15 protein-coding genes are annotated in these 18482 nt (G+C 43.5%); 9 read left to right on the top strand and 6 right to left on the bottom strand.

Translation table 11 applies throughout. From position 1 onward, the window contains the following. Positions 1–363: 363 nt before the first annotated feature. The gene (locus ACH0AB_RS06845; protein ID WP_313015071.1) at positions 364–834 is read right to left on the bottom strand and encodes a hypothetical protein; all 471 of its coding nucleotides are present in this window, start codon (positions 832–834) and stop codon (positions 364–366) included. 338 nt (positions 835–1172) lie between these two features. Further along, positions 1173–1877 carry a DUF4230 domain-containing protein gene (locus ACH0AB_RS06840; RefSeq protein WP_406877693.1) on the bottom strand — a complete coding sequence of 235 codons (705 nt, stop codon included), beginning with the start codon at positions 1875–1877 and terminating at the stop codon, positions 1173–1175. A gap of 283 nt (positions 1878–2160) precedes the next feature. On the opposite strand from ACH0AB_RS06840, the gene ACH0AB_RS06835 reads away from it, so the two are divergent. After that, a complete protein-coding gene (locus ACH0AB_RS06835; protein ID WP_406877692.1) occupies positions 2161–3921 on the top strand; it encodes a proline--tRNA ligase in 1761 nt (586 codons plus the stop codon). Between the two features lie 151 nt (positions 3922–4072). After that, entirely contained in the window at positions 4073–6256 is a 2184-nt protein-coding gene (locus ACH0AB_RS06830) for a carboxy terminal-processing peptidase (RefSeq protein WP_406877691.1), read from the top strand. A 328-nt stretch (positions 6257–6584) separates the two neighbouring features. Here the strand turns inward: ACH0AB_RS06830 and ACH0AB_RS06825 are convergent, their stop codons facing one another. The 3 genes from ACH0AB_RS06825 to ACH0AB_RS06815 all read right to left on the bottom strand — a co-directional run bounded on the left by ACH0AB_RS06825 (position 6585) and on the right by ACH0AB_RS06815 (position 9084). After that, a complete protein-coding gene (locus ACH0AB_RS06825; RefSeq protein WP_036593367.1) occupies positions 6585–6794 on the bottom strand; it encodes a CsbD family protein in 210 nt (69 codons plus the stop codon). A 304-nt stretch (positions 6795–7098) separates the two neighbouring features. Continuing rightward, positions 7099–7587, bottom strand: coding sequence for an FKBP-type peptidyl-prolyl cis-trans isomerase (locus ACH0AB_RS06820; RefSeq protein ID WP_239741454.1), 489 nt, complete (start codon positions 7585–7587; stop codon positions 7099–7101). A gap of 348 nt (positions 7588–7935) precedes the next feature. After that, on the bottom strand, positions 7936–9084 hold the full coding sequence (locus ACH0AB_RS06815) for an AI-2E family transporter (protein WP_312522363.1): 1149 nt from the start codon (positions 9082–9084) through the stop codon (positions 7936–7938). Positions 9085–9305: 221 nt separating this feature from the next. On the opposite strand from ACH0AB_RS06815, the gene ACH0AB_RS06810 reads away from it, so the two are divergent. From ACH0AB_RS06810 to ACH0AB_RS06780, 7 genes are all read left to right on the top strand, one after another. Next, complete coding sequence (locus tag ACH0AB_RS06810; protein WP_406877690.1) at positions 9306–10886, top strand: peptide chain release factor 3; 1581 nt, start codon at positions 9306–9308, stop codon at positions 10884–10886. A 224-nt stretch (positions 10887–11110) separates the two neighbouring features. Beyond that, positions 11111–11368, top strand: a complete 258-nt coding sequence (locus tag ACH0AB_RS06805) for a hypothetical protein (RefSeq protein ID WP_096488442.1) — start codon at positions 11111–11113, stop codon at positions 11366–11368. Positions 11369–11527: 159 nt separating this feature from the next. Then, complete coding sequence (locus ACH0AB_RS06800) at positions 11528–11701, top strand: hypothetical protein (protein WP_406877689.1); 174 nt, start codon at positions 11528–11530, stop codon at positions 11699–11701. 143 nt (positions 11702–11844) lie between these two features. Beyond that, positions 11845–12753 (top strand): TatD family hydrolase, encoded by a 909-nt coding sequence (locus tag ACH0AB_RS06795; RefSeq protein ID WP_406877688.1) that lies wholly within the window; start codon positions 11845–11847, stop codon positions 12751–12753. 20 nt (positions 12754–12773) lie between these two features. Further along, on the top strand, positions 12774–13574 hold the full coding sequence (locus ACH0AB_RS06790; protein ID WP_406877687.1) for a tRNA threonylcarbamoyladenosine dehydratase: 801 nt from the start codon (positions 12774–12776) through the stop codon (positions 13572–13574). Between the two features lie 45 nt (positions 13575–13619). After that, positions 13620–15287, top strand: coding sequence for a GAF domain-containing hybrid sensor histidine kinase/response regulator (locus ACH0AB_RS06785; RefSeq protein WP_406877686.1), 1668 nt, complete (start codon positions 13620–13622; stop codon positions 15285–15287). 170 nt (positions 15288–15457) lie between these two features. Next, entirely contained in the window at positions 15458–16966 is a 1509-nt protein-coding gene (locus ACH0AB_RS06780) for a cation:proton antiporter (RefSeq protein ID WP_406877685.1), read from the top strand. A gap of 62 nt (positions 16967–17028) precedes the next feature. Here the strand turns inward: ACH0AB_RS06780 and ACH0AB_RS06775 are convergent, their stop codons facing one another. Then, positions 17029–18207 (bottom strand): iron-containing alcohol dehydrogenase, encoded by a 1179-nt coding sequence (locus ACH0AB_RS06775; RefSeq protein WP_406877683.1) that lies wholly within the window; start codon positions 18205–18207, stop codon positions 17029–17031. Between the last annotated feature and the right edge of the window lie 275 nt (positions 18208–18482).

The raw sequence follows: 18482 nt of genomic DNA, 5'->3' as shown, positions 1-18482 counted from the left end.
CCACTCGTGGTATGGATTAATTCGTGCAATTCTTCATTAGATAGCACAATAAATGGCTCACTGGGCTTAATACGGCTGTCCATTTGAAACAACTAATTATTCATATTTGTATCCAAATATTTACTAGCGTAACGGTTTTAAAAATGCCCATCGCTTTGCGATAACATCGGCCAAATAAAGCTAAAGCGTTCCTGCCCAGGTGTGCCATATAGCCAATATTAATGCCGCCCTCTAGCGCCAATTCACCGACTGACTAGATTTGGCAAGAGGGTTAGGGGCATTCGGGTATCACTGATGGTAACAGCTAAAAATTGCGTAGACTGGGCAACACCAGATAATGGATTGCCAACTCGAGCAGGCGCATTAAAGACTAAGCGCTAGTGTTAAGGTATTGTCTGTCGCTGATTGATAAGCGTCAACGGCATCAGCGGTGAGTTTAGCGGCAGCGGATGGCATATTGTCGACAGGCATACCAGACAAGAACGGCAATTGTGAAAACAACCACTCGCTCAATGGCGCTAAATCTTTGATGGGTAACACCAATAAATCTTGCGATAAATAGCCGTTTTCCGTCTCACTACGAGCGGTATAAATAGTGGCTGTATTGGGTTTGCTACTAATTAACTTTTGAACACTTTCAGCATGACGCAAATCATGATTGACCATGAATAAATCAATTTGCTGATTGTTCGCTGATACCCATTCAAGGTCTGCTTCGAGTCTAAGCAAGAGGCGTAGATAGCCTTTTAGCATCACTTGGTCGCCAGGCTTGATGCCAACCAAAGCAATCCGCATCACTTTTTTTAGACGATCTGAGGCAGATGTGACATTCATTGAGTAAACTCTCCAACAGCTAGCGAATTAATCTTTTACACGACTAAAACGCCATCAAGCATCCCTGCAATAAATTATCGTAACCCTGGGTTAGGGATACGTTAACTGGCTATGATGATTACAATTTTTGATGATGTAGCAAATACATGTCGTCTAAAACTAGCGGACTATCTAGCGGGCTATAAAGTTGAGATTTTAGCAACATTCCTTTGATTAAGGTAGGTTACATATCTATTATTTATGCCTTTCATACCAATTCTGACAGGATAAAAAAACAATACAAAACTCAAAATCGGTTTTATCCTTAGATTAATGTTATTTAGGCGCAAAAAATTGGTTTAACGGCAACTGTTAGTGGGCGCGGTGACTTTCACAGTGACTTGTACATTTGCCAGTGCAAATAGCGATTGCACTTGCTTTTGGGCATTATCGTTGGCAGTTTGTAGAATGCCAGAGCGGCAAGCGGAAGTCAGCACTTGGTCTTTGCCAGCCACTTGCGCTTGGTTAAATATTTGCGGGTCGGCTTGCACCATGCCAAATACCCCTGTTTGAATATCATACACTTCAATGTTATCTAAATAACTATCCAAAATCTGCGCAGCGGGCAAGGTGATACTGACATGGCTACCATCTGGGGTCACTTGTACCTCAGTGGGTTTTAATTGATTTAAGTCAATCCCCGCGGTCACCCGCCCATGAGCGACAAAAAGCCCCTTTTGCTCATCTTGCCACAGGGCGTACCAATTGCCTTGTTTTTGGCTGGTGATAACGGTATCGACATTATATGCCACGGTTTGTAGTCGATTGAGGCTTTGAATCTTAGTGACCACCCCTTCGCGGGTTAATACCTCAACTTTTTTAGGCACATTTGCTTGTTGCCACTGCAAAAATAACCAACCTGCCACCGCAATCACAGCCAGTAAAAATAAACTCACCCAAAAAGAAACCGGCTTTTTGTTGCCCGATGCGGGCGGTTCTGGCAAGTTCGTAGTCGGTTTTGCCTCAGGTGATGGCGTGGAAGACGAAGTGGGGAGTTGGGTCATGTATCCATTCCTAATCGTTTATTTAATAGTGGATGCTATTTTGTATGGTTATGACTCGCCATAATTTCAATGTAGCTAGTTTAAATAGCCAATGGGTATGACCAAATTGTCATAATTATTGTCCTAATTTATAAAAATGCTAAGACCAAAAATACTGCATCGATTTGGCAAAAATTAAAAAAACTATTGCACCACCCAGTGGCATAAAATAAGATAATCGGTTTACCAAATAGTCTATCCATTCTCGTTTTTCTTATTTCAAGCCGTACAAACAAGGTGTGCCATGCGAGCCAGTCAATTTACTTTTGCAACGTTAAAAGAAACCCCAAGTGATGCCGATATCATCTCCAGCCAATTAATGCTCCGTGCAGGGATGATTCGTAAATCTGCGTCGGGTCTCTACACGTGGCTACCGATGGGTCTAAAAACCTTACAAAAAGTTAAAAAAATCATCCGTGAAGAGATGGATGCCATCAACTGCCAAGAGCTGCTAATGCCTGTGGTGCAATCGGCCGAGCTTTGGCAAGAATCAGGTCGCTGGGAAGCCTATGGTCCTGAACTGCTGCGGTTTAAAGACCGTCACCAACGTGATTTTGTGTTAGGTCCAACGCATGAAGAAGTGATTACCGATATCGCGCGTAACTTGTTAAAAAGCTATAAACAGCTCCCTGTGAGCTACTACCAAGTACAAACCAAATTTCGTGATGAAATTCGCCCACGCTTTGGGGTGATGCGTTCACGTGAATTTATCATGAAAGATGCTTATTCGTTTCATATCGACCAACCGTCATTACAGCGCACCTATGATGATATGTACCGCGCTTATCATAATATCTTTACCCGTCTTGGGTTAGACTTTCGTGCGGTGCAAGCCGATACTGGCTCGATTGGTGGATTTGCGTCGCATGAGTTTCAAGTCCTAGCTGGCAGTGGTGAAGACGATATTGTATTTTCAGACAGCTCAGCTTATGCTGCCAATATTGAGCTGGCTGAAGCGGTGGCGGTCGGTGAACGTGCTGCCCCAACGCAGGACAAAGCCGATGTCAGTACGCCGAATATGCCAACCTGTGAGCAAGTGGCTGAGCATTTAGGCTTGCCATTGTCACAGACGGTCAAAACTTTAATCGTCGAAGGTGAAGCTACCGAAGAAGGTAAAGCTCCCTTAGTCGCGTTAGTGTTACGGGGCGATCATACCCTAAATGAAATCAAAGCCGAAAAATTGGCGCAAGTCAAAGCCCCACTCACCATGGCGAGCGAAGAGGCGATGCAAGCAGCGGGGCTGCACAAAGGGTTTATCGGGGTGTTTGATTTGAATATGCCAGTGATTGTAGATCGTGCTGCTGCGGTGTTATCAGATTTTGTTAGCGGTGCCAACAAGCCAGATTTTCATACCACGGGCGTCAACTGGGAGCGTGATGCGTCCATCACCGAAATTGCCGATATTCGCAACGTGGTAGAAGGCGACCCAAGCCCAGATGGACAAGGTACTTTACAAATCCGCCGCGGTATCGAAGTCGGTCATATTTTCCAATTGGGTGACAAGTACGCCAAAGCATTAAACTGTGCGGTGATGGGCGAGCAGGGCAAACCTGTCATTACTATGATGGGCTGTTATGGTATCGGGGTTACCCGTATCGTCGCTGCCGCCATTGAGCAAAACCACGATGACAATGGTATCATTTGGAAAACCAGTAGCACAGGTGAGAGCCTTGCGCCATTCACTGTGGCGATTGTGCCGATGATTAAAGGCAAAATGAAAGATGCCGCGACAGACAAAGCAATGCAGCTTGCCGAAGCGCTTTACACAGAGCTAAAAGCCCAAGGTGTTGATGTGCTGCTTGATGACCGAGACGAGCGTGCGGGGGTAAAATTCGCCGATTTAGAGCTCATCGGCATTCCTCATCGTATTGTTATCTCAGAGAAAAATATCAGTGAAACAGGCGAGGTGAAATACGAATATGTCAATCGCCAAGATGGTGAAAAACAATTGCTCACTGCTGCGCAATTAAACCAACTGTTTAAAGACAATCAATTGATTGGCTAACAGAGCAACTTACCGCTACAAACGATTAGGTTTGATGGATGATTTGAGTCGAACATTTACACGTTTTGTATGGTGTGGAAAAACTGACAGTGCTAAGATGGGCTGTCAGTTTTTTCTGTTTATCGCTTCATTAAATAGAGTAAGGAAAGTCATGCAATACAAACAACTTACCGCCAGTGTATTTGTCCTGTTGATGGGTGGGGCGATCCTGGGACAAAGTTACCAAACCGCCATTGCAGCATCGACGAGCGTCGGACAGATCAATAACGAGCAGCGGCAGGTGACTCGGCAAGTCGCAGCGTTGTTGGATCGTAGCCATTATCTAGATAAAAAAATGGATGCTGCAACGGGCAGGCAAATTTTAGGCGACTATTTTGATGCGCTTGACCCCAACCATAGCGTGTTTTTGCAGTCCGACATTGATGAATTTACCCAAAAATATGGCAATAGTTTCGCCGATTATCTCAAACGCGGTGATTTAAAAGCGGGTTTTGAAATTTATCAGCGTTTTATTGAACGCTCAAAAGCGTATTACACCTTTGCCGATAGCTTGTTAAAATCCCCTGTGAACTTACAGAGCAATGAAACGGTCATTATGAACCGTGAAAAATTGCCACGTTTTAAAACCGTTGCCGAGCAACGCGATTTTTGGCGCAAACAGCTGACCTACCAGCTGATTGGTATGACCATCAATCAAGATGAAGACAAAAACAAAGACAAGTTTTTGCAAGAAAATGCCGATAAATACAACGCCAGTGATTTAGTCAAAAACGAAACACGGTCACCAAGCCAAGTGCTAGACCAGCGTTTAAAGCGCCAATATGCGCAGCTACAGCGTATCGATAGCGACCAAATCGTTGAAACCCTGTTAAATGCAGCGATGGCAGCCTATGACCCGCACAGTAATTATTTTGCCCCCGTGCAAGCCAATGAGATGCAAATCCAATCGACGCTTGAATTGGTCGGTATCGGCGTTTCTATTCAGCCCGATCGCAAGAATCCTGACTACACCCGTATTATCAGCTTAGTTGATGGCGGGCCTGCCGCTCGTTCGGGGCAAATCAAACCCAATGACTTAATCATCGGCGTATCCACTGAAGATAAAGGCATGGTCGATACCGTGGGTTATTCGACACGTGAAGTAGTTAATCTCATTCGCGGTAAAAAAGGTTCATCCGTCACCGTGCGCGTCAAAGCGCCTAACACCCCAGACAGTAGCGCGCGTAATGTCACCCTCATACGTGATGTGATTCAGCAAGAAGAGTCGGGCGTCAATCATCGGGTAATTAGTGTCAAAGATAAAAACGGACAAGCCAAAAAAATCGGTGTGCTAGAAATCCCAAGTTTTTATCTCAACTATAAAGCCCGCCGTGCGGGAGAAGACTATCGTAGCGTCAGCATTGATACGGAAAACGCGTTAAAAGCCTTAAACCAGCAAAATATCGATGGCTTAGTGGTAGACCTGCGTGATGACCCCGGTGGCTCACTCGATGAAGTCGCCAAGATGATTGGCTTGTTCGTCAAGTCAGGTCCGCTGGTACAGATTCGTGATAACCGCGGCAATATCCAAGTGTATGAAGACGAAGACAAAGGTAAGCAGCTATATACAGGCCCAATGGCCGTACTCATTAACCAAGGCTCGGCATCAGCTAGCGAGATTTTTGCGGCAGCGATTCAAGATTATGGCCGCGGTCTGATTGTCGGTAGCACGACCACAGGTAAAGGATCAGCACAAATTCAGCTTGATAACCTTGCTTTAGGGTCAGCAACCTTAACCCAGCGCAAGTTCTACCGTATCACTGGCGGCAGTACCCAAAATAAAGGCGTTGTACCCGATGTGCGCTTAGTCAATATCTATGAAGGCATGGAATTTGGTGAACGTAGCATGAAAAACCCACTTGCATGGGATACCATTCGTGCCGCGCCGTACCAACCTGCGGGCAACTATTCTCGTGAGACCTTGCAATCGCTCAATGCCTTGTCACAGCAGCGTCAAGCAGCCAATGCCCAGTTTGCTTATCTAAGCCAACTCAACAGAATCCGTAATGAGGAAGATGATAAGAAACCTGTCAAATTGGACATCAATGACCGCCGTACTTTCCGCAAAAACATTGAGGCGAAAACCTTGGCAGCAGAAAATGCAAGACGCCAAGCCAATGGGGAAAGCCCTTATAGCACGTGGACAGCGTACCAAGCTGCGCAAGATGCAGAGTTAGAAGCCCGTAGCCATATGAAACAAGCCGAACGTCCAAAGCTGCCCGAAAGTGAAGCTTTTGTCATTGAAGCGGCTAATGTGATGCTTGATGCACAGACAGCCAACAACCAACGACCCTAAGGGCAAAATGCGTGTAAGCAAAAGCTTACATGCATTGACGTTTGTACCACTGTTACCGAATGGTAAATTTTGTAATAATACATTCAACGGCACAGGGATGGTTCTCAAGGATTGAGTTAGGGACAGAATTGCCAATAAAGGAATGGTTTATCGTAGTATTAAGGAATGATGCTTGATAAACAGGTGGAGTGAGACTTAGGATGAGTCAAGAAATTCACTACCAGTTAGTAAGGATCTTAAGGATGAGGTCAGTGATGCTAGGATAGCAGGTAAAAAAGCCATATCAGAGGATATGGCTTTTTTACTTTGGAGGAGGGGTTAATCTATTCTAGAAACGATAGTTGTGACGGGTTGACCAGTCATCGATTTCTTTTTCTACCACATCTTCGGCGCGACCATAACGCTCTTGGATTTTACCTGATAGCTTTTGGCGATTACCTTCCAATTGGGTAATTTCATCATCAGTTAAGTCACCCCAAGTTTCTTTTACAGCGCCTTTAACTTGTTCCCATTGACCTTTAATTGTATTCTCGTTCATGACTAGTATCCTTTTTTGTAATTAGTTTAATGTTATATAACTAAAAATATATACCCAATCATGCGTCTTTATTATTGCTTGGATTATTCGTTGGGTATAAAACTATTATGCCAAAATCTAGCGCACAGTGTGTGGTAAAAACTGTAGTAAAGCATCAAAAAACGTAACTAAATCAATGATTTTGTAAATAATATCAAGCTTTTCTTACACCCCGTAAAATTATTTCATAGGGTAAAATTTTGCACAAAAAAAGAAGGCTATAATCATAGCCTTCAATTTAATCTTTCTAAGCTTTAATGATAACTTAGTGGTGATGACCGCCTGCACCGTGTACGTGACCGTGTTGCAACTCTTCATCTGATGCATCACGAATGTTTGCCACTTCCACATCAAAATGAAGTTTTTTACCTGCTAAGGGATGGTTAGCATCAACAATCACTTTGTCTTCTTGTACATCTTTCACAGTGACTAACATTACATGACCGTCTTCAGTTTGCGATTGGAACTGCATACCTGGTTGGATATCTTCGACACCTTGGAAGTTTTCGCGTGGGACTTCTTGTACTGCTGCATCATCAAATTCGCCGTAAGCATCTGCAGGTTCGATGCTTGCAGTAAATTTGTCACCCACTGATTTACCCGCTAATTGTGACTCAAGACCTGGAATAATGTTTTGGTAGCCATGTAAATATGCTAAAGGTTGACCTTCTGGTGATTGGTCAATGACGTTACCTTCGTCGTCTTTTAAGGTGTAATGAAAATGTACAACGTTGTTATTATTGATAGTAGACATCGCTAAAATTCCTTATGAATCAATGAGTGGATTGGCAAATCGCTTTTTTGGCACAATAAATTAAAAATTGCTAGAAATTAAAAGTGCTAGGATTTTTCACTACAATTACCGTGAAAATCTTTCAATTTTTGGTTAAACCTCAAAATACGCCAAAAAATATTAATGTAAATTGTAACATCAATCATTAAAATTTTGGCAGTTGATAGACTTTAAAACACATTTTTAATTATTCAACCACAGAACAGTGTAACAATAAAGCCGTGTTCTGTTATTAATGGCGATAAGATTTAAAAATTCAATTTATTGGGCAAATTATTTGTTAATGAGTCCTATAGCCAGTAGGGGCGTTTATATAACCCAGCCCCTATCTGCCAAAATGCGTTTGATTTGGGCATAAATCACTGGCGCACTAATGAGTCCCGCCAATCCAAACGTGGCTTCAAGCACCAAAATAAACAACAACAATTCCCAAGCAGACGCTCGGATTTTGTGCCCAATGATTTGCGCATTTAAAAAGTATTCAAGTTTATGAATGCTCACCAACCACACAAGCGATAAAATGCTGATGCCAAGCCCGTGAGTCAGGCTAAGCAAGACGATAACAATGTTTGAGACCAAATTACCAACGACAGGAAATAGCCCTGCGCAAAAGGTGATAAGCACAACGGTCCAAGCCATCGGTAGCGGATGACCGAGTAGCGGTAATATCCCTAGCAAAAACACTGAGGTTAAGATGGTATTGATACTAGAGATTTTGACTTGCGCAAAAAATACATCATTAAACCCCATGATAAGTTCATCAAATTTTTGGCGCAAATGCTGGGTAAATGGGGTTTTATGCGCTGCGCTATTCACAGGTACCTGCAATGCCACAATACAACCAATCACGACCCCCGCTAGCACATAGCCAAGCCCGCGTAACGTATGGATACCCACTAGCTGTAGTTGTGGCGCATGACTTTTGATAGTACTCATGAGCATAGCTTGAAATGAACTGACTGAAATGGGTAGATGCTGAGAGATACTAACGGGTAGTAGGGTATGAAGCTGGTCAAATATGTCCAATATCTGTCGAATAAGCTTATTAAAGACATCAACACTGGCTTTATCAGCAATCCAATCGCCAAATACATACACAGTGAGTGAAATCATGGTCGCCAAAACAGCAATAGCAAACCATTCTGCGACTTTACCCATACGCTGCTGACGCGAGGCGCTATGCATATAGGCAATGACATGCCGATGAATCCAGCCGGCAATGCCGCGAATCAGTGCATAAGTAATTAAGGTGGCAAAAAGCACTAAAGTCAGGTGGAGCAATAGCACTGGCACCCAGACAACAATCACACTGCTAATCGCTAACAAAAAACTTTTCATATCTGACCACTGTAGTCGATCATTGGTCAAAAAAGGATCGCCCAAATGAGCACTAGTCGAAGCGTTGTTTTTATTTTCAAGTGCGGGTTCAGGATTGTTGCCAAGTGGTTCAGCGGTCATAAATAACATCTTAACAAGATAAAAAAAGATGAGATAAAACTAACACAATTTTAGTGATTAAAGTATTAGATTTATGACAAAATTTTGTCAAAATCGCGTGCGTGATGCGCAATAATAACCGGTGAAAATCGCAATCAAACGTAAAATCGGCTACAATATGCCATCTTTTTTATTCTTTCTTTTATCGGTTATCAAGCCTCGCTACTTTTAAGTCAAACACTATGTCACTACATTCTGAAATCGCCAAACGCCGCACTTTTGCTATTATCTCGCACCCCGATGCCGGTAAAACCACCATGACCGAAAAATTACTGCTGTGGGGGCAAGCAATTCAGCGCGCAGGTGAAGTCAAATCACGCAAAACCGACAAACACGCGACATCTGACTGGATGAGCATGGAGCAAGAGCGTGGTATCTCGATTACCACTTCTGTGATGCAGTTTCCCTATGCCGACAACATGGTCAATCTGCTAGACACCCCAGGTCACGCCGACTTTTCAGAAGATACCTATCGTACCTTAACCGCAGTAGACAGCGCACTGATGGTGATTGATGGGGCAAAAGGGGTCGAAGAACGAACTATCAAGCTGATGGAAGTATGTCGGATGCGTGACACGCCGATTATCTCGTTTGTCAACAAGCTTGACCGCGAAATCCGTGATCCGTTATCACTGCTTGATGAAATTGAAAATGTCCTAAAAATCCAATGTGTGCCGATGACGTGGCCGATTGGTACTGGTCAGCATTTTGTGGGGGTGTACAACATCAGCGAGGATAAAACCTACTTTTACCAAAAAGGTCATGGCACTGAGATTGTCGAGATTGAGAGCCGTGACGGCTATGACTATCCAGATGTCCGCGAGAGAATCGGTGAAATTGCCTTCCGTGAATTTGAAGAAAGCCTAGAGCTTGCAAAAATGGCACATGAAGATTGGGATATCGATGAGTTTTTGACCGGTAAACAAACGCCTGTGCTATTTGGCACTGCGTTGGGTAACTTTGGGATTAACATGGTACTTGATGTACTGACCCAATACGCCCCAGCGCCTAAAGACCATGACACAGTCGAACGCACAGTGAAAGCCGATGAAGAAAAATTCTCTGGCTTTGTCTTTAAAATCCAAGCCAACATGGATCCAAAACACCGTGACCGTATTGCCTTTATGCGGGTGTGTTCAGGCAAGTACGAAAAAGGCATGAAAATGAAACATGTGCGCTTGGGCAAAGAAGTACGCATTTCAGACGCCTTGACCTTTTTGGCAGGTGACCGAGAAGCGCTGGAAGAAGCATATTCGGGCGATATCATCGGCTTACATAATCACGGCACCATCCAAATTGGCGATAGCTTTACCGAAGGCGAAACCTTAAATTTCACAGGCATTCCCCACTTTGCGCCAGAGTTGTTTCGCCGTGTGGTACTCAAAGACCCACTTAAGTCAAAACAACTGCAAAAAGGTCTACAGCAGCTATCAGAAGAAGGTGCAACCCAAGTATTTATGCCGCAAATCAACAATGATTTGATTTTGGGCGCTGTAGGGGTGCTACAGTTTGAAGTGGTCGCGCATCGCCTGCTTGAAGAATATAAAGTGCAATGTACCTTTGAGCCTGTGTCGATTGCGACGGTGCGCTGGGTGCATTGTGATGACAAAGTGGCGTTTGAGAAGTTTAAGAAAAAAGCCCACGACCAGTTATCTGTCGACGGTGGTGGGTATTTGACCTATCTTGCCCCAAGCCGGGTTAATCTTAAATTGATGGAAGAACGTTATCCAGAAATTACCTTTAGCGCCACCCGTGAGCATTGATACATTCATCTTGATAAATGCAGAAAAGCTGACAAACCCTGTCAGCTTTTTTCAATATTAAAAGGATTTTACCCAATTTACCAAACGATAACCTAATGATGGCAAACAATAAATATTGGTAACCTAATTACTTTAGTAAACCGCTTAAATTTTGGCTACAATAAAACCATTAGCGATAACTATTAATTTAAAACTTTAACAACTACAACAAAAGTGAGGATACTATGCAATTTCCTAATGGTGTAAACAAATCAAACTTAATTAAACTTGGCGTACTTGGTGCCGCTTACTATATGTTAAAAGGTCGTAATAAAACCCAACCAACCATTGAAAATAAGGCTAGAAACCAAGCAAATAACCCTGTACCTGCTGATGATAATGACAATCGTGCTGCAGATTCAACTCCCACTAAGCCTACTAAAACTACCGCATTTACCATGGGTAAAGAGCTAGCTGCTAAAGTGTTGGGTAAAAAATTCTAATAGTTATCGAATACTTATCAAATTACGTTATTATATAACAGCTATATCTATAACGGCATTTGAAAACAGCCCATTAGTCCACCATTAAACGGGTATCGACTGATGGGTTTTTTTATGGCAATACTGTTAAAAGCTAAGTTTTAAAAACTAAGGCAAGGTATGAGTATATCGAGGGTGATTAAACTGGGGGGTGCTGCCACAGCTTTATTGTTGCTACCTAGACGCAGTAGTCCACGGGCTGATAAAGTTACCAAGTCGCCTAAAAGTCTATCTGATACAAATACAGTTGAGCAGCCTATCAATAAAAATACTGAGCCTGATAACCATAACTAAAACAATGGCTAAAATTTTTATATTATAGGCAGATAACAAATAAAGGATAAATAGATGACGTGCGTGGGGTGCACCGCAATTGACGGTGCCATACAGCGAGTTAAACGGTATTGTCAAACCACAGTATTTAAAATGATATGACTATGATAAATGACACGGCTTGCTCGTTTGATTTGCCATTAATTGATACGCATACCCATTTTGATGTGGATAGCTTCGATCATGACCGCGAAATCCAATCACAATTGGCATGGCATAATGGTGTTCGTCGTTTGGTTTTGATAGGGTTTCTAGCAAAGTATTTTGCACAAATGGTGGCGTGCCAACAGCAAATGCAAGGCTATGGGCAGCAAGGCAAAGCCACACCTTTTGCATATTTAGCCTTTGGGTTGCATCCTTTTTATATCACTGAGCATAAAGACAGCGATTTGCAGCGGCTAGAGCAGTTTATTCAGCAACATTCACCCATCGCGATTGGCGAAATCGGGCTTGATACCTTTACCGCGCCGATGAAAACTGCGGAGAACTATACTCGCCAGCAAGAGTTTTTTGGTCAGCAACTTGAATTGGCAAAACAATACCAACTGCCAGCGCTGCTACATATTCGCCGCGCGCATGGCGATGTGATTAAGATGTTAAAAGCACAAAAATTCACCCAGGGCGGGATTGCCCATAGTTTTAGTGGCGGTATCCAAGAAGCCAAAGCGTTGGTCAATTTAGGCTTTAAAATCGGCATCACCGGGCAAGTGACCAATCCGAATGCCAAAAAACTGCGCCATACCCTTACAGAACTTGTCAAAACCGTTGGGCTTGATGCTATTGTGATTGAGACGGACTGCCCAGACTTTACGCCGCTACCCTGTCATGGGACGCACGGTAGGCGCAATGTACCTGCCAATCTGCCGTATGTGTTGACAGCGTTATCAGACTTATTAAAAAAAGATCAATCACAACTCGCCAAGCAACTGTGGCAAAATAGCTGCGCTGCACTACAAGTCAGCTGGGAGTATCCTATCCCAAACAAATTGAATATAAACCCTGACCAAGACTAAGATTAAGATTAACATAAACCATGACAATGACAGCCGATATGACGCCTGATATGACATTAACTGACGCCCAATACCAACGCCGTTTTGCCGGTACCCAAAAACTGTATGGTGCCGCGCAATTTAGTAAGTTTGAGAATCTGCATGCGTATGTGGTGGGCGTGGGCGGGGTGGGCTCGTGGGCAGCTGAGGGACTGGCTCGTACTGGGGTAGGCGAGATGACATTAATTGACATGGATGTGTTAGTGGCTTCCAATGTCAATCGACAATTACCCGCTACCGATAGCAATTTTGGTAAAAGCAAAATTGAAGCCATGGCAGAACGTATCAAAGAAATCAATCCCCATATCAAATTACATTTGATTGACGATTTTTTGAGCAAAGATAACGTACAATTATTAATACCTAATCGTGCTTTGCAATCACAGCTGAGACAGTCAGGTAAAGAGCTTGTGGTATTAGATTGTGTCGATGATATGAATGCTAAGCTTGCGCTTGCGCTGCATTGCCGATTTAATAAATTAAAGTTAATTATGGCGGGCGGGGCAGGTGGCAAGACTGATCCGACCCAAATTCAGGTGGCAGATCTTAAGGATACTTACCAAGATCCGCTACTGGCTAAAGTCAGACAGCGACTTCGTCAAGATTATGGCATCAATCGTGCGATGAAAGAAAAATTCGGCATTCGTTGTGTTTTTTCGTCACAGCCGCCGATTGTTGATAAGTCTTGTCAAACAGGTGGTTTGCATTGTGGCGGCTATGGATCGGCCGTTGCAGTAACCTCAGTTGTGGGGATGATGTTGGTTGCTGAAGCGTTAAAATAACCTCAGCGTTTAATTTTTATCACGTAGTAGGACGGTGCTAATGAGATGATATCATATCCTATAGCAAACAATGAAAAACAGCGTCTAGCGGTATTGGATGAGTACCATATCATCAAGACGAACAAAGAAGCCGAATTTGAGCGTATTAGTGCTTTGGCTAAGGCATTTTTTGGGACTAAGATTGTCGCTATTACTTTTTTGGATGCTGATATCCAGTTTTTTAAGTCAAGAATTGGTCTAAAAGAACATTCAACCAGCCGTGATGTTGCTTTTTGCAATTACACCATTACACAAAATGACACCTTTGTCACCCTTGATACTCACCAAGATACGCGATTTAAAAACAATCCTTTGGTTACCGGTTACCCTTATATTCGGTTTTATGCTGGCGCACCTATCGTAGTGCACGACAGTCAAGGTAGGGAATTTGCTTTGGGTGCGCTGTGTGTGATTGACGACCAGCCGCATCAAGATTTTGATGCCAATCAACAACGCGTGCTAGCAGATTTGGCGGCGATGGTGAGTGATACCTTAAAATTACGGCAGCAGCGTTACCAAGCTGAGCGCGCCGATGAGGTAAAGACCGCATTTTTGGCCAATATGAGTCATGAAATTCGTACGCCGATGAATGGTATCATGGGTATGCTTGAATTGCTTGAGCAGACACCGCTTGATACGCAGCAGCAACACTATATCAAATCGATTAAAACATCCAATGAGCATCTGCTTACCATCGTCAACGACATTTTGGATTTATCCAAAGTAGAATCAGGTAAGATACGTTTTGAGAGTATCCCGGTTGATTTAGCACAGCTATGCCAAGACGTGTATCAATGCTTTTTAGCCACTGCAAAAGACAACAGCGTGGAACTAACCTTCGATTATCCTGATAACTTGCCCAAATATGTCAACACCGATCCTGTGCGGGTGCGACAGATTTTAATCAATCTAGTCAATAACGCCATCAAATTTACCCCAAAGCAGGGTAAAGTAACCATTCAAGCAATGAAAGGCTGTGATAAGCATCAAATTAAATTCAATGTGATTGATACGGGCGTTGGCATCAAGCCTGAATCGTTGGCGGTGATTTTTGATGCCTATAATCAAGCTGATAAGTTTACCCATCGTTTATATGGGGGTACAGGGCTCGGGCTATCTGTGTGCAAAGCGTTGGCAGAAGGGATGGGCGGCACGATTAAGGTAACCAGTGAAAAAAATAAAGGCTCAACCTTTACCCTATCTCTACCAATGATAGCAACTGATGAAATCAGCTATCAGCAGTGGCACCAAAGTCATGATGAAACCACAATACAACCGCTAGAACGTCTGCCTGCCCATGTTCTGCTAGCAGAAGACAATGAGCTAAATGCCATGGTCGCGGTCAAAAGCCTAAAAAAATATGGCTATGAAGTCACCCGAGCCAAAGATGGGTTAGAGGCCGTCAATTTTTATAAGGCTGACCCTAGCAAATATCACATCATTTTGATGGATCATCAAATGCCCATCATGGATGGGGTGGAAGCCACCAAAATACTCAAACAGTCGTTCAATCAGTTGCCGCCCATCATTGCAGTGACGGCACACGCCATGCATGGGGATAAAGAAGTATATCTTAATGCGGGCATGCAAGATTACTGTACCAAGCCCTATAAGCCTGAAGCGCTTGATGTGATGATTCAGCGCTGGCTGCATCATGTCGCCAACACGATTTAAGAGATATTAATCACAAAATTTGCTTGCATTTGCGCAGACAATTGCTTACGGTAAAACCCTACCACAGTTTGTAGTAGGGTTTTATTTTTGTTGAAGTATTTTTGCTTTGTCACGGCTAAAAATGGCTTTGGCGACATTGTTTTATAGAATTAAGAGCTAAAAAAACGCCTATGGGAAATTTTATTTTTTTACAAATTTTGGCAGCCGTTTGTGCCTTGTCCATCATTACCACGCTATTTAACAAGCGGATTTTGGACTTTCCACAAGCCATTGGGGTGCCCATTGTGTCGGCGGTACTGGTATTTATTTTGCAGTGGAGTGCAAGCCTGCTCAATGGCAACAAGTTTATTACCATCAATATCACCAGTATCCAAAATGCGGTGCGTGATATCGATTTTTACGATTTTTTAATTAATGGGGTGATTTGTTTTATTTTGACGGCATCGGCGCTGACGTTTAAGGTGTCCGATCTCAAAAACTATTGGAAACCGATTGGGATTTTGGCAAGTATCGCGTTGGCACTGTGTGCGCTGTTTTTTGCAAGCCTTATGTTTGGCTTTCAGTGGCTTATAGGGGCAAGTATTCCGTTTGCGGTATTGTTGTTACTGGGTGCAGCACTCGGCGCGACTGACCCGATTGGCGTCAAAGGCGTGCTTAGCTCTATCAAAGCGCCGCGCCATTTGATGATTAAGCTAGAAGGTGAGTCGCTGTTCAATGATGCAGTGTGTATTGCGCTGTTTATGACTATTTTGCATGGTCTGCAAGGCAATGGCTTTAGCATCGTGACCACAGTAGAAGTGTTGTTGTATGAAATCGTGGTCGCCGGGGTTATTGGTTGGTTTTTTGGGCAGATGACGCTGCGGATTTTAAGCGGTAAACACGAGATGGAGTCACTGATTTTGACCACGGCATTTTTGGCGAGTGGGTCGTATTTGGTGGCATTGTATGCGCACGCTTCCGCGCCGATTGCTTGTGTGGTCGGGGGCTTGATTGTTGGTAACCGTTGGCATCAGATTTTAGACGAAGGTGAAATTACCTATGTGAATCACTTTTGGCACGCCATTGAAGGAATTATCAATTCATTCTTATTCACCCTTATCGGTCTGGAGCTATTTATTTTAGAGCTGAATACCTCGTTGATTTTGGGCGGTGTAGTGGCATTTATTTGTCTGCATTTATCCCGCTTTTTGGCAAATTTTGCGTCATTTAGCCTGTTGTCTGATGTCCGAAAAACCAGTTACAACGGCAGTTTGACGATTTTATCGTGGGGCGGGGTACGCGGGGCGATTTCTTTGGCATTGATTTTATCGGTTTCTAACGTCCCAGAATTGCAGCCTTATAGCAGCTTTTTGGTGGGTTACACCTTTATCGTGGTATTGATGTCGGGCGTGGTATGTGGTCTTGGGCTACCTGCGGTGATGAATGCGTTTTATCATAACCCCAACGAACCCACGACAGGTTTTGCAGGGTGGTATCAAAGGCTAGTTAAACGCTTTAATCGCAAAGGCTACCAGTATGTGCTCAGCGAGGATGAGCAGGGCAATGAAGTGATTACTCGTTACCAGCCGCCGCCTGTGGTGATTCAAGAGACACCTAGTAGTGTCGGTATGGCGTTACCACTGCCGAAAGTGATTGATAAAGATGGGCATGATGAATTAGCCCATCCCAATGGTTTTTAACTGTTGCTACCACAAAAAAAGACCTAGCAAATCGCTAGGTCTTTTTTTATACCATTAGATGATTAGATGGCTGCGCGCAAAATCCGCTCAGACACTGCCAAATCATTGCTACGATGTTCACCGAGTTTGACCATATTATGTGCTTCTAATTGGCTTAAAATTGGCGCGATAGCAGACGCATCAAGGTCGGCATCTGACAATCTCACCGGTAAGCCAAGCTCGCGGAAGAAATTTTCGGTGTTAACAATCGCTTGTTCGATTTTATCCTCATCGCTACCTTCAGTGATATGCCAAACGTTTTTGGCGTACTGTAGCAGCTTGTCTTTTTTGCTATCTTTGAGCTCACGCATCACCCCAGGCAACACAATGGTCAAGGTGCGGGCGTGGTCAATGCCGTGTAGTGATGTGAGTTCATGCCCAATCATATGGGTGATCCAATCTTGTGGTACGCCAGTGCCAATGAGACCATTGAGTGCCATTGTCGCTGTCCACATGATGTTTTTCCGCGTTTCCATGTCATTAGGATTGGCTTTGACGGCACGGCCTTCTTCAATCAAGATTTTGAGCAGGCTTTCAGAGAAACTATCTTGGACTTTGGCGTTCACTGGGTAAGTCAGATACTGCTCCATCACATGCACAAACGCATCGCCCACACCATTCATCACTTGACGCTCAGGTAGCGTTAAGGTTTTGGCAGGGTCAAGAATCGAAAACTGCGGGAATACTAGCGGGTTACCAAAAGGCAATTTGGCATGACGCTCGCTATGGTTGATAACGCCGCCTGAATTCATCTCTGAACCTGTTGCAGGAATGGTGAGTACAGTACCGAGCGGTAGCGCATTTTGAATATCACGGGTATATCCTTTTAACGCTTCCCACGCTTTTTCATGGTCTTTGTCATCATCTAAGGTGGCAGTCAATGCAACAAATTTGGTGCCATCAAGTACTGAGCCCCCACCGACAGCCAGCAAAAAATCAATGTTGTTGGCGTGTACCATATCGACGGCTTTCATCAAGGTATTAAATTCTGGATTTGGCTCAATGCCGCCAAATTCAAAGATTTCACGCTGTTTACCTTGTAGCGCGGTTTTCACCTCATCGAGTGTGCCGGTTTTTTTGGCAGAGCTACCGCCATAGGTGATAAGTACACGGGCATTATCAGGGACAAGGTTGGCGAGCTCTTTGATTTGACCTTCGCCAAATACGATACGCACAGGGTTGTAATATTGGAAATTATTCATGCCGATCCTTAAGAATTTGTTATTGTTAATACATTGCCACTTGTAAAAATGCACCATGGCACTTATTAAGTAAACGTTACGCTCAAACACAGCGCTATCATAGAATAAAATAGTGAAAGCAATTGCAATAATTTGTCTAAAAACTCGCAACAGCTTTTTAAAAACAAATGTGTTTTAGAAACAGATGCTTGCTAAAACGTAGTCTTTGCTCAAGCTTCTAACAGCAGATTAACCTGTGAAAATTACGCTGTGATGAAGTTTGATAGCAACGTATA

This window comes from Moraxella sp. 179-F 1C4 NHS, assembly GCF_045370505.1.
Lineage (GTDB): Bacteria > Pseudomonadota > Gammaproteobacteria > Pseudomonadales > Moraxellaceae > Faucicola > Faucicola tetraodonis.
The sequence above is the reverse complement of the archived record's forward strand: the minus strand, read 5'-3'. Positions and strand labels throughout refer to the sequence as shown.

Excerpts from the sequence above, each read along its gene's own strand:
- ACH0AB_RS06780 (WP_406877685.1), top strand. The coding sequence starts at position 15,458 with ATGGGAAATTTTATTTTTTTACAAATTTTGGCAGCCGTTTGTGCCTTG.
- ACH0AB_RS06785 (WP_406877686.1), top strand. The coding sequence starts at position 13,620 with ATGATATCATATCCTATAGCAAACAATGAAAAACAGCGTCTAGCGGTA.
- ACH0AB_RS06805 (WP_096488442.1), top strand. The coding sequence starts at position 11,111 with ATGCAATTTCCTAATGGTGTAAACAAATCAAACTTAATTAAACTTGGC.
- ACH0AB_RS06825 (WP_036593367.1), bottom strand. The coding sequence starts at position 6,794 with ATGAACGAGAATACAATTAAAGGTCAATGGGAACAAGTTAAAGGCGCT.
- ACH0AB_RS06810 (WP_406877690.1), top strand. The coding sequence starts at position 9,306 with ATGTCACTACATTCTGAAATCGCCAAACGCCGCACTTTTGCTATTATC.
- ACH0AB_RS06800 (WP_406877689.1), top strand. The coding sequence starts at position 11,528 with ATGAGTATATCGAGGGTGATTAAACTGGGGGGTGCTGCCACAGCTTTA.
- ACH0AB_RS06790 (WP_406877687.1), top strand. The coding sequence starts at position 12,774 with ATGACAATGACAGCCGATATGACGCCTGATATGACATTAACTGACGCC.
- ACH0AB_RS06845 (WP_313015071.1), bottom strand. The coding sequence starts at position 834 with ATGAATGTCACATCTGCCTCAGATCGTCTAAAAAAAGTGATGCGGATT.
- ACH0AB_RS06835 (WP_406877692.1), top strand. The coding sequence starts at position 2,161 with ATGCGAGCCAGTCAATTTACTTTTGCAACGTTAAAAGAAACCCCAAGT.
- ACH0AB_RS06820 (WP_239741454.1), bottom strand. The coding sequence starts at position 7,587 with ATGTCTACTATCAATAATAACAACGTTGTACATTTTCATTACACCTTA.
- ACH0AB_RS06815 (WP_312522363.1), bottom strand. The coding sequence starts at position 9,084 with ATGACCGCTGAACCACTTGGCAACAATCCTGAACCCGCACTTGAAAAT.
- ACH0AB_RS06830 (WP_406877691.1), top strand. The coding sequence starts at position 4,073 with ATGCAATACAAACAACTTACCGCCAGTGTATTTGTCCTGTTGATGGGT.
- ACH0AB_RS06775 (WP_406877683.1), bottom strand. The coding sequence starts at position 18,207 with ATGAATAATTTCCAATATTACAACCCTGTGCGTATCGTATTTGGCGAA.
- ACH0AB_RS06795 (WP_406877688.1), top strand. The coding sequence starts at position 11,845 with ATGATAAATGACACGGCTTGCTCGTTTGATTTGCCATTAATTGATACG.
- ACH0AB_RS06840 (WP_406877693.1), bottom strand. The coding sequence starts at position 1,877 with ATGACCCAACTCCCCACTTCGTCTTCCACGCCATCACCTGAGGCAAAA.